The sequence below is a fragment of the Streptomyces graminofaciens genome, from assembly GCF_030294945.1.
GTDB classification, from domain to species: Bacteria; Actinomycetota; Actinomycetes; order Streptomycetales; family Streptomycetaceae; genus Streptomyces; species Streptomyces graminofaciens.
The window spans coordinates 3,719,990-3,735,391 of sequence record NZ_AP018448.1; the positions used below are offsets into that span (position 1 = coordinate 3,719,990).

A 15,402-nucleotide genomic window follows, 5' to 3' on the forward strand; every position below is an offset into this window, starting at 1 on the left:
GCGGAGGGACATCAGGCATGACGACCGAGACCCTGACCAACTGGGCCCGGAACATCACGTACACCGCCAAGGAGCTGCACCGGCCGCACTCGGTGGATGCGCTGCGGGCCCTGGTCGCGGGCAGCGAGCGGGTGCGCGTGCTGGGCAGCGGGCACTCGTTCAACGAGATCGCCGAGCCGGGCCCCGAGGGCGTGCTCCTCTCCCTGACCGCGCTGCCGCCGACGATCGAGGTGGACCCGGCGGCCCGTACGGTCCGGGTGGGGGGCGGTGTCCGGTACGCGGAGCTGGCCCGCGCGGTGCACGCCCACGGTCTCGCCCTGCACAACATGGCCTCGCTGCCGCACATCTCCGTGGCGGGCTCGGTCGCCACCGGCACCCACGGCTCGGGCGACGGCAACGGCTCGCTCGCGGCAGCCGTGCGCGAGGTCGAGCTGATCACGGCCGACGGCTCCACGCTCACCCTGGCCCGCGGCGACGCCCGCTTCGGCGGAGCGGTGACCTCGCTGGGCGCCCTCGGGGTGGTCACGGCTCTCACCCTCGACCTGGAGCCGGCCTTCGAGGTGAGCCAGCAGGTCTTCGGCCGGCTCCCGCTCGCCGGGCTGGACTTCGCCGCCGTGTCGGCCTCCGCGTACAGCGTGAGCCTCTTCACCCGCTGGCTCGACTCCGGCTTCGACCAGGCCTGGGTGAAGCGGCGTACCGACCGGGCGGCCACCGACTTCCCGTGGGCGGCGCCCGCGACCGAGGCGATGCATCCGGTGCCGGGGATGCCCGCGGAGAACTGCACCCGGCAGTTCGGGGAGCCGGGGCCCTGGCACGAGCGGCTGCCGCACTTCCGGGCCGAGTTCACGCCGAGCAGCGGGGACGAGTTGCAGTCGGAGTATCTGCTGCCGAGGTCGTACGCGGCCGAGTCGCTGCACGCGCTGGCCGGCATCCGGGAGGCGGTCGCGCCCGTGCTGCAGATCTGCGAGGTGCGTACGGTGGCCGCCGATGAGCAGTGGCTGAGCCCTTCCCATGGGCGGGACACCGTCGCGCTGCACTTCACCTGGGTCGCGGACACGGCGGCCGTGCTGCCGGTGGTGGGGCGGGTCGAGGCGGCGCTCGCGCCGTTCGGGGCGCGGCCGCACTGGGGGAAGGTGTTCACGGTTCCGGCGGCCGAGCTGCGGGGGCTGTACCCCCGGCTGGGTGATTTCCGGGCGCTGGCGGACGAGCTGGATCCGGTGGGGAAGTTCCGCAACGCGTTCGTGCGGAATGTCCTCGACGTCTGACGGCGACCGGTGTGCGAGGCTCTCACCTGGCTCGCGTCGTTCCGGCGATCTCCAGCCATGGGGTGTCGCGCACCGGGAGACTTCGTAAACCCCCTTTCCTAACCCCTTGTCGAAAGTCCTCGCGGGTCATAGCCTTGCGCCGCGCCGGGGCAACTAGGCCTCGCCATGGCCTGGAGGGATCGAGGGGATCATGTCGTCGGTGAAGCGCACGTCTCGCGACATTCGCACAGCGAACCGTTACGAGGTGCTGCGCCAGATCATCGCCAAATCTCCCACCTCCCGGCAGGAGTTGGCGGCGGCCACCGGGCTCAGCCTGGCCACGGTCGCCACGCTCGTCGGTGAGCTGCTCGACCTCCGCATGATCACCGAGGTCGGGTTCGAGGATTCGGCGGGGGGGCGCCCCCGGGGGCTCGTGGCCGTCAACGCGTCGGGGGGCGCGTTGATCGGCGTCGACATCGCGGAGACGTACGTCCATGTCGAGCTGTTCGACCTCGCGCTGAACGTGCTGGCCCGCGCCGAGGAGGACGTACGGCCCGGCGAGAGCCTTCCGGAGCAGATGGTCGGGCATGTCGCCGCCGCCGTCGGCTCGGTGGTGGCCCAGGCCGGTATCGAGGGCGCGCGCGTGCTCGGCGTCGGGGTGAGCGTGCCGGGACAGGTGGACCGCGCGACCGGCATCTCGGAGTACGCGCCCAACTGGGACTGGCACGACGTGCCGCTGCTCGACCTGCTCACCGAGCACATCGCCTACCCGCTGTACCTGGACAACCCGCTGCGCGCGGTCGCGGTGGCCGAGTTGTGGTTCGGTGCCGCGCGCGGGCGCGGGGACGCCGTGGTGGTCAACCTCGGGACCGGCGTGGGCGCCGGGCTGGTGCTGGGCGGTGGCCTGCACCGGGGCGTGAGCAACAGCGCCGGCGAGTGGGGCCATACGACGATCGTCCTGGACGGCCGGCTGTGCCACTGCGGCAACCACGGGTGCGTGGAGACGTATGTGGGCGCTCCCGGGATCATGCTGAATCTCCGGGAGCTGAGCCCGCGCAGCACGCTGCTGCACCCCGAGGACCAGACGGCCACCATCGCGGCGCTCGCCCAGGCGGTGGCCCGGCAGGACCCGGTGGCGCTCAAGGTGGTGCGGGACACGGCCCGTTATCTGGGCGCGGGCATCGCCGACCTGGTCAATCTGTTCAACCCCGAGGTGGTCGTGCTCAGCAGCTGGGTCGCGGCCGCCCTCGGCGAACCCCTGGTCGCCGAGGTGCGCGAGGCCGTCGCCCGGCACGCGCTGCCACGGCCGATGGCCGCCACCGAGATCGTCCTCTCCCTGATCCCCACCGACCCGGCGTGCCTGGGCGCGGCGACGTTCGCGCTCGAAGGCGCGCTCCAGTCGGTCGGGCAGCGGAGCGGGTCGGCGAAACGCACCACACCGGCAAGGAGCACCCCCGTGAGGAGCCGCAGCGCACCCCCTTCATGACCTCGGAAGGGACGCGCGCCGACCCGTACCAGCGGGTCGCGGTGACCACCCCATGAGCCGAGGGCCGCCGGACCCTGACCCCGGCGGCCCTCTCCCCCCACGTCAACCCCTTTGCACCGCAAGGACGTTCGGGACCCCGAACCGAATACAACGCTTCGAACAGACTTCGTCCAACCCCTTGCCGAAGCCTTAGCCGAAGGTTAACGTCCCGCACCGCAAGCCCATTTGAGCCAACGGGCACTGAGCCGCAGAGCCATCACGAGGCGCAGCGCCGAGAGCCGTACTCGAGACAAGGACGTCAGCATGTCGGCAATGAGCAACAGCAACTGGGACCGCCGCAACGTACTGCGGGCCGCCATGGGCCTGGCCGCCGCCGGCGGTCTGGCCGCGTGCGGCGGCAACAACGGCAGAGGCGGCTCGTCCGGTTCGGGCAAGAGCCTCACGCAGTACTTCCACGCGTACGGCGAGGCCGGCACCGAGCAGGCCATCAAGCGGTACGCGAAGGGCTACAAGGAAGCCAACGTGACCACGCAGTGGATCACCGGCTCCAACTTCGAGAGCAAGCTGTTCGCCTCGCTGCTCACGGACAAGGCCCCCGACTGCTTCGAGTTCCACCCGCAGCTGCAGATGATCGAGAGCGGTCAGGTCGCCGACCTGAGCGACCTGATCAACCCGGTCAAGGACGACTTCAACCCGGCCGACATCCAGTCGCACACGGTCGACGGGAAGATATACGGCATCCGGATGATCGACGACCCGCAGTTCTTCTTCTACCGCAAGTCGCTGTTCGAGAAGGCCGGCGTCGAGGTCCCGCAGACCCTCGAGGAGCTGATCGAGGCCGCCGCCAAGCTGACCACGGACAAGGTCAAGGGCGCCTACCTCGGCAACACCCTGCACGCGATCATCAGCCCGCTGATCTGGTCGGCCGGTGCCCAGCACCTCGACGACAAGAACCAGATCGCCTACCACACGGACGCGGTCGCCGACGGCCTCAAGCAGCTCCGCAAGCTGTTCACCAGCGGTGACCTGCTGCTCGACGCCCCGACCGACTTCTGGGACCCGGCCTCGCTCAACCAGGGCCTGACCGCCATGCAGTGGTGCGGTATGTGGGCGATGCCGCAGATGCAGGAGGCGCTCGGTGACGACCTCGGCATCTTCCCGTTCCCGAAGGTCGGCGACGCGGGCAAGCTCTCGGTCTACAACGGCGGCTGGTCGATGTTCGTCAACGCCAAGGGCAAGAACGTCGACGAGACCAAGGAATACGTGAAGTGGCTGTGGATCGACCAGAAGAAGGACCAGGAGGACTGGGCGCTCTCCTACGGCTTCCACATCCCGCCGCGCAAGTCGATCGCCGAGACCGCCGACAAGCTGAAGTCGGGTCTGCCGGCTGAGGGCGTCAAGCTCTTCAACGAGTACGGCAACTTCGACAACATCGGCTGGACCCAGGCGAGCATCACCGCCCTGGAGGACGTGATGGCCAACTCCGTCCGCAAGGGCAACGACCCGGACAAGGAGCTCACGAAGGCCGACAAGAAGGTCAACCGCGAGCTGAAGAAGCTCTTCGGCTAGACCGGCCGGACAGGTAATCACGACATGTCGACCATCACCAAGGACGGCGTCTCCAGCCCCGCCCCGGCGAAGGCCACTCCGGCCAAGCCGCGGCGGGGGCTGCGGGGCTCCCCCACCTTCAACTTCTGGCTCTTCACCGGGCCGTTCCTCATCGGCCTGCTGATCTTCGTCTATGTGCCGATCCTCTGGAGCCTGTGGCTCTCGTTCTTCGAAGCGCGCTTCACGGTCACGCCCAGCACGTTCGTCGGGTTCGACAACTACGTGAACATGCTGACGGACGAGGACTTCATGGGGTCCCTCGTCACCTTCACCGTCTTCGCCGTGATCATCGTGCCGACCACCTGGGCGGCCTCGCTGGGCCTCGCGCTGATGGTGAACCGGCTGCGGTTCATGCGGGCGTTCTTCCGCTCGGTCTTCTTCCTGCCGACGGCGGTCAGCTATGTCGCCGCCTCGCTGGTCTGGAAGATGTCCATCTTCAACGGTGTCCGCTTCGGCATGGCGAACACCTTCCTGGGCCTCTTCGGCATCGACAACACCCCGTGGCTCGCCAGCCCCGACCCGCCGTGGTACTGGCTGGTCATCGTGAGCGTCCGGCTGTGGCTCCAGGCCGGCTTCTACATGATCCTGTTCATCGCGGCCCTGCAGAACATCCCGCAGGAGCTGTACGAGGCCGCCGCGATCGACGGCGCGAAGCCCGGCTGGCAGACGTTCTGGCACATCACCCTGCCCCAGCTGCGGGCGACCTCCACCGCCGTGATCCTGCTGCTGCTCGTGGCCGCCTATCAGGCGTTCGACGAGTTCTTCAACCTGCTGTCGAAGACCACCTGGGGCCGGCCACCGCTGATGGAGCTGTACTACAAGGCGCTCGGCGACAGCCAGGACTACGGCGCGGGCAGCGCGGGCGCGCTGATCCTCACCGTGCTGATCTGCCTCGTCACCCTGCTCCAGGGCAAGATCATGGGATTCGGAAGGGGTGAGGAGTCCAAGTGACCACCACCACGACACCTCCGGCGGACCAGGTCGACGTGTCGGCCAAGCCGCGTCGCGTCCGGCGCGGCGGCGTGATCGGCTCGACCGGTCTCTACATCGCCACCGGCGTCGCCGCCCTGCTCTTCCTCATCCCCTTCTATCTGATCGTCCGCAACGCGCTGTCCACCGACCCCGAGATCACGGGCGAGGAGTGGCAGTGGTTCCCCACCGACATCCAGTGGGGCAACATCAGCAAGCCGTTCGACGACCCGACGGTCGACTTCGCGCGCTCGCTGTGGAACTCGGCGGTCGTCGGCGTCCTGCACACCGCGGGCACACTGCTGGTCTGCTCGCTGGCTGGATACGGCCTGGCCCGCATCCCGTTCAAGCACGCCAACAAGGTCTTCTACGCCGTCCTCGTGACCCTGATGGTCCCCACCGCGGTGACCTTCGTGCCCAGCTTCGTCCTGGTCTCCTCGCTCGGCTGGGTGGACACCTACCGGGGTCTCATCATTCCGGGGCTCTTCAGTGGTTTCACCTGCTTCCTGTTCCGGCAGTACTTCCTGGGGTTCCCCAAGGAGCTGGAGGAGGCGGCGCGGGTGGACGGGCTCGGTTACATGGGCGCGTACTGGCGGGTCGTCGTACCCAACTCGCTGAACTTCTTCGCCGCGATCGCGACGATCACGTTCATCAGCGGGTGGAACTCCTTCCTGTGGCCCCTGGTCATCGGTCAGGACCCGAGCGCGTGGACCGTCCAGGTCGCGCTCTCGAACTACATGACCGGCCAGAGCGTCACCTACCACCTGATCTTCATGGCCACGGCCATCTCGATCCTGCCCCTGGTGTTCGTGTTCCTCTTCCTCCAGCGCTGGCTGGTGCAGGGCATCGCGCAGACTGGGATCAAGGGCTAGGAAACAGCAAGGAGACCGATGTCTTTCCGCACCACCTCCACCTCAGTCGACTACGTCGAGGACGTGTCGCCGGGCAGCGGGGCTCTCCCGCCCCGCGCCTGGTACGCGTCCTCCGACGCCCGGTCCCTCTCACTGAACGGCAGTTGGCGGTTCCGGCTGTCGCCGACCGTGGACGCCGAGGACGACTCGTTCGCCGAGCCCGGCTTCGACGCGGACGGCTGGGCCGAGGTGGCCGTCCCGGGCCACTGGGTGCTGCAGGGCGACGGGGCCTTCGGGGCGCCGATCTACACCAACCACCTGTACCCCTTCCCGGTGGATCCGCCGAGGGTGCCGACGGAGAACCCGACCGGCGACCACCTGCGGTTCTTCGACCTCCCGGAGGGGTGGCCCGCTCTCTCCGAGGGCGGGGCGGTGCTGCGTTTCGACGGTGTGGAGTCCTGCGCCCGGGTGTGGTTGAACGGCACGGACATCGGTGAGTTCAAGGGCTCCCGGCTGCCGCACGAGTTCGCGGTCGGCCATCTGCTGAAGCCGAGCGGCAATGTGCTGGCCGTCCGGGTGCACCAGTGGTCGGCGGGCTCGTACCTGGAGGACCAGGACCAGTGGTGGCTGCCCGGCATCTTCCGGGACGTCACCCTGCTGCACCGCCCGGCGGGCAGCGTCCTCGACTTCTTCGTGCACGCCTCCTACGACCATGTGGGCGGCCTCGGGACCCTGCGCGTCGACTCCGACGTCGACGGCCGGGTCACCGTGCCCGCCCTGGACATCGATGTCGCGACGGGCGAGCCGGTGACGGTCGCCGTGGAGCCGTGGACCGCCGAGACCCCCCGGTTGTACGACGGTGAGCTGGTCACGGAGGGCGAGCGCGTCCCGCTGCGCATCGGCTTCCGTACGGTCGTGCTGGAGGACGGCCTGATCAAGGTCAACGGCAGGGCGATCCTCTTCAAGGGCGTCAACCGGCACGAATGGCACCCGGAGCGGGGCCGCGCCCTCGACCTGGAAACCATGCGCGAGGACGTGCTGCTGATGAAGCGGCACAACCTCAACGCCGTGCGCACCTCGCACTACCCGCCGCACCCCGCCTTCCTCGACCTGTGCGACGAGTACGGCCTGTGGGTCATCGACGAGTGCGACCTGGAGACGCACGGCTTCACCGAGCAGAACTGGCGGGACAACCCCGTCGACGACGAGCGCTGGACCCCGGCCCTCCTGGACCGCGCGGCCCGCATGGTCGAGCGCGACAAGAACCACCCCTCGGTCGTGATGTGGTCGCTGGGCAACGAGTGCGGCACCGGCCGCGGCCTCACCGCCATGGCCGAGTGGATCCACGGCCGCGACGGCTCCCGCCTGGTGCACTACGAGGGCGACTGGGACTGCCGGGACACGGACGTCTACTCCCGGATGTACGCCGACCACGCCGAGACCGAGCGCATCGGCCAGGGCCTGGACGGCGGCACGCAGAAGCGCCGGGGTCTGCCCTTCATCCAGTGCGAGTACGGGCACGCCATGGGCAACGGCCCGGGCGGACTCGCCGACTACCAGCGGCTCTTCGAGGCGCACGACCGCATCCAGGGCGGCTTCATCTGGGAGTGGATCGACCACGGCGTCACCCACGCGGAGCTGGGCTTCGCGTACGGCGGCGACTTCGGTGAGGAGCTGCACGACGGGAACTTCGTCTGCGACGGCCTGGTCTTCCCGGACCGCAGGCCCTCCCCCGGCCTGGTCGAGTTCAAGAAGGTCATCGAGCCGGTCCGTATCGAGGGCGACGGCGTGGCGGGAACGGTACGGGTACGCAACGCCCACGACTTCGCCGATCTGTCCTCCCTCGCCTTCGAGTGGTCGTACCAGGTCGACGGTGAGACGGTCGAGTCCGGTCCGCTGGCGGTGCCCGCGCTGGCAGCCGGCGAGTCGGCCGAGGTGAAGCTGCCGCAGCCGCCGGCGGGCGGTTCGGGCGGCGAGGCCCAGTGGACCGTACGGGCGCTGCTGGCCGAGGACACGGGGTGGGGCCGGAAGGGCCACCAGGTGGCGTGGGCCCAACTTCCGGTCCTGGAGCGCCCGTTGCCGTCCGTCGCGCCGAGCGACCGGCCGACGGCGAGCGAGAAGCTGATCACCCTCGGTCCGGCCTCCTTCGATGTCCGCACGGGCGCGCTGAAGACCATCGGCGGTGTCGATGTGACCGGGCTGCGTCTGGACGTGTGGCGGGCGCCGACCGACAACGACGCGGGGGCCGCCTGGCAGCCCGATCTGCGCTACGGCCTGCTGTGGCGCAAGTACGGCCTCCACCGCATGCGGCACCGGCTGGACGCCGTCGAGGCGGGCGAGGACGCGCTGACGGTGCGGACCCGGGTGGCGCCGGCCGCCTGGGAGATCGGCCTGAACACCGTGTACCGGTGGACCTCGGACGGGACGCGACTGAAGCTGACCGTGTCAGTGACGCCGGACGGCGACTGGACCGTGCCGCTCCCCCGGCTCGGCATCCGCTTCGGGCTCTCCTCCGCCGACGCCGTGCAGTGGTACGGCGGCGGCCCCGGCGAGGGCTACCCGGACACCAAGTCGGCCTCGATGCTGGGCCGTTGGCACGCCTCCGTGGACGAGCTGCAGACCCCGTACGTCCGGCCGCAGGAGAACGGCGCCCGGCCCGACGTCCGCTGGGCGGAGCTGGGTGGGCTGCGGATCGACGGCGACCCGGAGTTCTGGTTCACCGCCCGGCGCTGGACAAGCGAACAGCTGGACGCCGCCGAGCATCTGACGGACCTTGAGGCCGGGGACACGGTGTGGGTCAACCTCGACCACGGGCAGATGGGGATCGGTTCGCAGTCGTGCGGACCGGGCGCGCTGCCCCAGTACCACCTGCTCGCTCGTCCTGCGGAGTTCTCGTTCGTGTTCTCGGCGACTCGCTGAGCGCGGTGAGCGGGCCCGGGGGCTGACCCTCCGGACCCCTCTGTGCGGCGTCCCGGTGTCCTCACCGGGGCGCCGCTTCGCGTCTCCGCCCACCCGCGACAGCCGGGCACCGCCCACAGCCACCAACTCCCTCTGTTCCCACTGTTTCCCCGGCTGACCATTCACGTCACACTGTTCGCCACCGAACTTGAGCAATATTCAAGTTCTGCTCCCTCTTCTCCCTTCCCCCAACCGGAGACGCCCTCATCATGAGAAGACTTCTCGGCGCCCTGGCCGCAGGCGCACTGGCCCTCACCGGCCTCGTCACCACCGGCTCGACCCCTGCGGCGGCGGCCGCCTCGGGCACCTTCAACGTGCTGACGTACAACGTCGCGGGCCTCCCGGAAGGGCTCAGCTCCGGCCATCCGGCGACCAACACGCCGCTGATCTCGCCGCGTCTCGGGGCGTACGACATCGTCAATGTGCAGGAGGACTTCAACTACCACGCGGCGCTGTACGCGGGCGACAACCACGCGTACCGCACGGCGACCAGTGGTGGTGTGCCGTTCGGTGACGGTCTCAACACCCTCTCGGACTACGCCTTCGAGGACTTCGAGCGGGTGAAGTGGAACCGCTGCACCGGCACCAACTGCCTGACCCCGAAGGGCTTCTCGCTGGCGCGGGTGCGGCTCGCCGAGGGCGTCTTCGTGGACCTCTACAACGTGCACACCAACGCCGACGACTCGGACGACGCGCTGGCCGCGCGGCGCGCCAACGTCGAGCAGCTCTCGGACTTCGTCCAGGCGAACTCGGCGGGCAACGCGGTGATCGTCATGGGCGACACCAACACCCGCTACACCCGCTCCGGCGACAACATCCGCACGCTGGCCGACGAGAACGGCCTGACCGACGCCTGGGTCCAGCTGATCCGCGGTGGCAGCGCCCCCACACAGGGCGCGGACGCGCTGGTCTGCCCCACGTCGGCGCCGCCGAACACCTGCGAGGTCGTGGACAAGGTCCTCTACCGGGGCAGCGACCTGGTGAGACTCTCCGCCACCCGCTACAACAACGAGTGGGCGAAGTTCCTGGACTCCGCGAGCGGCAACCTCTCCGACCACTTCCCGCACACGGTCGACTTCTCCTGGACGCTCAACTCCAAGCTGCGGGCCAGTGACTTCTTCGGCGGCCCGCACGGCACGGCGTTCAACGACGCGGACAACCTGCCGTCCACGGTGTCGCCCCGCACCCTCACGCTGCGCGGCGGCTCACGCCTGGACGCGGTGTCGCTCACGCACGACGGCGGCAGGGCCCTGACCCACGGCGGCACGGGCGGCACGGCCACGTCCCTCACCCTCGCCGCCGGCGAGCACCTGACCTCGGTGAGGCTGACGCAGGGCCAGAAGGACGGCCGCACCCGCGTCTTCTCCGCCGCCTTCACCACGGACAAGGGCCGCACCCTCACCTCCGGCACTGCCACCTCCGACACGAAGACGTTCACGGCCCCCTCCGGCTGGCAGATCGCCGGCTTCACGGGCCGCGCGGGCGGCGAGATCGACAAGCTGGGGGTTCTGTACGCGCCGATCAGCTGAACCGGTCGGCAGCGGCACGTGATTCGACGGGTGCGGGTGGTGTGCGGTTGTTCGCGCGCTTCCCCACTCACCCGCACCCGACTCCGGTACCTTCCCACCCTAGGCTCTAACCTAGGTATCCTAGGTTCAGTGTCGAGGGGAAGCGGGTGATGGCCCATGCCCAGAGCCGGGCTCACGGCCGAGCGGGTCGTCGAGGCGGCGGCCGTGCTCGCGGACGAGGTCGGGTTCGAGAACGTCACCCTGTCCGCGTTGGCGCGGCACTTCGGGGTGAAGGACGCGAGCCTGTACTCACACGTCAAAAGCCTCCAGGACCTGCGGACGAGGCTCGCGTTCCTGGCCGGCGGCGAGATGATCGACGCCATCGCGGCGGCCGTCGCCGGGCGGGCCGGCAAGGACGCGCTGACCGCCTTCGCCGGTGCCTACCGGGAGTACGCGCTGCGGCATCCGGGGCGGTACGCGGCCACCCAGATCCGTATCGACCAGGCCCTCGTGGTCGACTCCCCCGCCCTGCGCCGCACCGCCGAGATCACCTACGGCATGCTCCGCGCGTACGGCCTCGACGAACCCGACCTCACCGACGCCGTACGCCTGCTGCGCAGCACCTTCCACGGCTACTGCGTCCTGGAGGCCGCGGGCGGCTTCGGCGCGCCCCGCGAGGTGCGGCGGTCGTGGGACAAGTCCGTCGACGCGCTCCACATGGCACTCACCCACTGGCCTCGCGACGACAAGGACGGCGACGACGCATGACGCCCGCGTTCGGCTACGACGTGTGCGGCGAGGGGCCGGTGCTGCTGATCATGCCCGGCGGTGCCGGGCACCCGATGGGGCTCGGACCGATGACGGAAGCCCTCGCCGGGCGCTTCACCGTCGTCACCTACGACCCGCTCGGCCTCGCTCACGGACGCCTCGGAACGCCCGTCGAGGAGCAGCGGGTCGAGGCCTGGAGCGATGGCGCGGCCCGGGTGCTGGAGCGGGTGCTCGGTGACGGTGAGGCCGCCCATGTCTTCGGCACCAGCTCCGGCGCCGTCGCCGCCCTCGACCTGGCCGCCCGGCACCCGGCACGACTGCGGCACGTGGTGGCGCACGAGCCGCCGTGCGTGGCCGTACTGGCCGACGGGGCCCGGCAGCAGGCCCGGTTCCGGGAGGTGTACGACGCCTATCGCCGTGCGGGGATCCAGGCGGCGGGGGCCCGGCTGGCCGCCGTACTGGAGGAACGCGAAGCGGATGGCCGCGAGGTGGGGCAAGCGCTCACACCCACCGAGGAACTGACCACTCCCATGGCTCTCTTTCTCTCTCGTGTTCTCCTGCCGTTCACGGCGTACGAGCCGAAGCCTGGTCCGCTGTCCGGAGGTCGCGCGTCCACCGGTCTCACCGTCGCCGCCGGTGCCGAGTCACGCGGGCAGCTGTTGCACCGTACGGCCCGGGCCGCCGCGGATCGGCTGGACGGCCGATTCGTCGAGTTTCCCGGCGGGCACCTCGGCACGGTTCAGCATCCCGTCGAGTTCGCCGGACGGCTGGTGTCGGTTCTCGGGGAGCCGTAGCAGGTCAGGGGGCAGACGCAGGCCGCGAACATTTTTTCGGCCCGGCGGCAACCTTCCGCCCGGCGGCGGCAACCACAGCGCATGACATCCGCAACACCCACCCCCTCCACCTCGCCCGCGCACCGCCGCCGCCGTGTCCTGCGCAAGCCCGTCGTGGGCTCGCTCGTGGCGGCCTCCGTGCTGGCGGGCGCCTGGTACGCGACTGCCGGGGCCGCCCCCACAAGCGGCTCGGCCGGTGATCTCACCGTCACCAACACGACCGTCAGCCTGCCCGCCAAGTTCGGCTATCTCTCGGCGGGCTACAACAACAGCCGGGAATGGACGCGGACGGCGACGGCCGTGGCGCCGGACGGCACCCTGCGGGTCGCCTGGCCCGCCTCGGACGGCATCCACGTCACCCCGCTGACCTCGGCCGGGAAGCGCTCGGGCGCCGACACGGTCGTCAAGGGAACGAAGGAGGTCGGTGGTCTCGTCGCGCACAACGACGGGTTCGCGCTGCTGACCCGGGTCGCCGACAGCAACAAGTGGAAGGACACCGCCGCCGCGCTGATCCGCTACCAGAACGGCAAGCAGTCCTGGCGGACCAAGCTCACCGGCACCTCCTCGAACGACACCTCCCCGACGCTCGACGGGCAGCTCGCCTGGAACGGCAAGAAGTACGGCGCCTACTTCGTCGTGCATGGCGCGGGCGGCTTCGCCGACGGCCACTTCGGCGACAAGCTGGCCTACGTCAACCCCAAGGGCAAGAAGCTCAGCGGCGGCTGGGGCTGGGGCTGCTCCCACAACGAGGGCATAGCCCTGCGCGCCGAGAAGACCGGCGACTTCACCTCCCTCTGCTTCGACGACTGGCGCTCGGGCCTGTTCGTCTCCACCGGCATCGCCGCCCCGGACAACGCTCCCGTCGTCCAGCGCGAGCAGTGCTGGGCCGGCTACTGCGGCGGCACCTTCGCCGGCCGCACCGGCGACATCGTGAAGTCCTCGACCGGCCGCTACGCCACCGCCTTCGCCTCGCGCGGCGCCGCCTCCGCGAAGAAGAACCCGGAGGACTCCAGCGGTCGCGGCTGGACGGTCAAGCCGAAGACCAGCACCCACCAGGTCGCCCTCGCGTTCCTCAAGAACCGCAAGACGCCCTCCGGCAAGCCGGTCTACCTCACCTCCGCCAAGGGCACCGAGCACGTCAACGTACGCGTCGCCCCGTACGGCAAGGACCGGCTCCTCGTCTCCTGGGAGTCCCTGAAGAACGCCAAGTGCGCGAGCGGCACGTGCACCGGCACCTTCACGGGCACCCACTTCCGCCTGGTCGACTGGAACGGCAAGCTCCAGGGCGCCGACAAGGTCGTCAAGGCCCGTATCTCCGGTGACATCGCGGTCCTCAAGGACGGGACCCTGACCTGGGCGTACGCCCCGGTGACCCCGTCCTACTCGAGCGCCCTCAACAGCGCGTCACCGACCACGAAGACGTTGAAGATCGCTCGTCTGACGCCGTGAAGGTGAACTGAGCCCGCTCGCCGTCGGCCCAGGTCACGGACAGCTCGTACGCCCCCCGCAACTCCACGGACACCAGCTCCGGGAGGGGCGGGGGGTTCTGCGCTGCGGTGAGACGGGCGAGGGCCACGAAGAGGGTTCCGGTCGTCTTCGGGTCCGTCTCACCCGCGAGACCGGGCCCGGCTGCGTCGTCGTCGCCCAACAGGCCGTGTACGGGGAGGAGTTCGGCGTTCAGGCCCTCCGTCTCCGGCCAGCCCGTGACCCGCACCGGCGTCCCGGGCGCCGCGCCCGCCACCAGATTCGCCCGGACCTCCGCCGCTCCCCGGGCCACCACCAGACTGGTGACCTGGACACCGCCCTCGCCGACCGCGTGCCGGGACGCGACCCAGCCGTCCCCGACGCCCAGCGGCTCGATGCCCGTACGGCTCGCGTCTCCCCCGACGCTCACGCTGTTGTCGTACGCCTGCGAAGGCTCGGCCAGGGGCAAGGGTGCCGTCACCGTGGAGTACGCCAGCCGGGTGTAGAAGGGGTCGTAGCGGACGTCCTCGCTGCCGTGGTTGTGGAGACGGACCACGCCGTCCGAACTCGTCGACTGCAGCAGCCAGTTGGGCGGTCCGACCGGGTGGACCTCGTCCTCGCGCTCCGCCGGTCCCGCTTCCTCCGTCGCGGTCCACACCTCGTGGTCCGGCGGCAGCAGCAGGCCGAGGAAGCCCTTGCTGGCCCAGTAGGGCGAGGCCGGGCCCGAATAGCCTTGCAGGACGGCTGGGTCGGGGCCGTGCCAGCCCAGCGACAGCAGGCCCCGGTCGTCGACCGCGCCCCGGTCGAGGAAGTACTTCAGGGCGCCGGAGGCCAGGCGTCGGGTCTCACCCGGGGAGAGCGGGGTACGGCCCGTCAACGCGCCCAGCCACAGCGGGACCGTCGTCGCGAAACGGTACGTGAGGGAGCGGCCCTGGTGCAGGGGGGCGCCGTCGCCGCCGAAGAGGCGGGCGTAGTCGGTGAGGTGGGTCTCCAGGCGGCCGCCGTAGAGGTCCAGCAGGCGTTCGTCGTTCGCGAGCCAGGCGTGCAGCACCGGGTAGAGGTGCATCGCCCAGCCGTTGTAGTAGTCGAACTTGCGGCCGTCGCCGTCGGTGTACCAGCCGTCGCCGACGTACCACTGCTCGATGCGGTCGAGCCGCTGGTCGATGACGCGGCGGGCCAGCTCGGGCTCGTGACCGATCTCTTCGAGGAAGCCGCCGACCGTGACCGGGAACAGCTCCCAGTTGCAGGGCCAGGGTTCGGCGGTGAGCGCGTCGCCGAGCCAGGCCGCCGCGCGCCGGCGTACGGCGTCGTCGAGGCGGTCCCAGAGCAGCGGGCGGGTCAGGCGGAGGGCGAAGGCGATGGACGCGGCCTCCACGAGGGGCTGGCTGCGGTCCTCGATACGGGGCCAGACGCCCGCGACGCCGGCCGCGAGTCCGTCGGCGTAACGGCCGAGTGCCTTCTCGTCCTTGCGGAAGGCCGCCAGCAGGAGCGTACGGGCGTAGCCCTCCAGGCCGTCGGAGAGCCCGCCGGACCAGCTCGTGCGGTCGCCTGGCAGGTGGTACAGGGCGCCGTCGGCGGTGGCGTACGGCTCCACGGCGGTCAGCAGCGCGTCGGCCGCCGCCTCCCAGTGGGCGCGGGTGTAGCCGGTGTACGGGCTGAGGGTGCGGTCCTCGTGGGGCTGGGAGGGCATGCGGTGCGCTTTCTGACGTGGGG

11 protein-coding genes are annotated in these 15,402 nt (G+C 70.2%); 10 read left to right on the plus strand and 1 reads right to left on the minus strand.

Annotated elements, in window-relative coordinates; genetic code table 11:
- The first annotated feature begins 17 nt into the window (after positions 1 to 17).
- From SGFS_RS15970 to SGFS_RS16015, 10 genes are all read left to right on the plus strand, one after another.
- Positions 18 to 1,265, plus strand: coding sequence for an FAD-binding protein (locus SGFS_RS15970; RefSeq protein ID WP_286250926.1), 1,248 nt, complete (start codon positions 18 to 20; stop codon positions 1,263 to 1,265).
- A 190-nt stretch (positions 1,266 to 1,455) separates the two neighbouring features.
- Positions 1,456 to 2,730: an ROK family transcriptional regulator gene (locus tag SGFS_RS15975; protein WP_286250927.1), complete on the plus strand. Its 1,275-nt coding sequence runs from the start codon at positions 1,456 to 1,458 to the stop codon at positions 2,728 to 2,730.
- A 303-nt stretch (positions 2,731 to 3,033) separates the two neighbouring features.
- Complete coding sequence (locus SGFS_RS15980; RefSeq protein WP_286250928.1) at positions 3,034 to 4,299, plus strand: ABC transporter substrate-binding protein; 1,266 nt, start codon at positions 3,034 to 3,036, stop codon at positions 4,297 to 4,299.
- A 24-nt stretch (positions 4,300 to 4,323) separates the two neighbouring features.
- Complete coding sequence (locus SGFS_RS15985) at positions 4,324 to 5,289, plus strand: carbohydrate ABC transporter permease (protein ID WP_286250930.1); 966 nt, start codon at positions 4,324 to 4,326, stop codon at positions 5,287 to 5,289.
- On the plus strand, positions 5,286 to 6,179 hold the full coding sequence (locus SGFS_RS15990; RefSeq protein ID WP_286250931.1) for a carbohydrate ABC transporter permease: 894 nt from the start codon (positions 5,286 to 5,288) through the stop codon (positions 6,177 to 6,179). The genes SGFS_RS15985 and SGFS_RS15990 overlap by 4 nt, the downstream gene beginning before the upstream one ends.
- 18 nt (positions 6,180 to 6,197) lie before the next feature.
- Entirely contained in the window at positions 6,198 to 9,077 is a 2,880-nt protein-coding gene (locus tag SGFS_RS15995; protein ID WP_286250933.1) for a glycoside hydrolase family 2 TIM barrel-domain containing protein, read from the plus strand.
- A 248-nt stretch (positions 9,078 to 9,325) separates the two neighbouring features.
- Positions 9,326 to 10,645 (plus strand): jacalin-like lectin, encoded by a 1,320-nt coding sequence (locus SGFS_RS16000; RefSeq protein WP_286250935.1) that lies wholly within the window; start codon positions 9,326 to 9,328, stop codon positions 10,643 to 10,645.
- Positions 10,646 to 10,801: 156 nt separating this feature from the next.
- A complete protein-coding gene (locus SGFS_RS16005) occupies positions 10,802 to 11,392 on the plus strand; it encodes a TetR/AcrR family transcriptional regulator (protein WP_286250937.1) in 591 nt (196 codons plus the stop codon).
- Complete coding sequence (locus SGFS_RS16010) at positions 11,389 to 12,186, plus strand: alpha/beta fold hydrolase (protein WP_286250939.1); 798 nt, start codon at positions 11,389 to 11,391, stop codon at positions 12,184 to 12,186. The genes SGFS_RS16005 and SGFS_RS16010 overlap by 4 nt, the downstream gene beginning before the upstream one ends.
- Before the next feature lie 81 nt (positions 12,187 to 12,267).
- A complete protein-coding gene (locus SGFS_RS16015; protein ID WP_286250941.1) occupies positions 12,268 to 13,674 on the plus strand; it encodes a hypothetical protein in 1,407 nt (468 codons plus the stop codon).
- Here the strand turns inward: SGFS_RS16015 and SGFS_RS16020 are convergent.
- Entirely contained in the window at positions 13,619 to 15,379 is a 1,761-nt protein-coding gene (locus SGFS_RS16020) for a DUF2264 domain-containing protein (protein ID WP_286250942.1), read from the minus strand. The two genes, SGFS_RS16015 and SGFS_RS16020, sit on opposite strands and share 56 nt — an antisense overlap.
- Positions 15,380 to 15,402 lie beyond the last annotated feature (23 nt).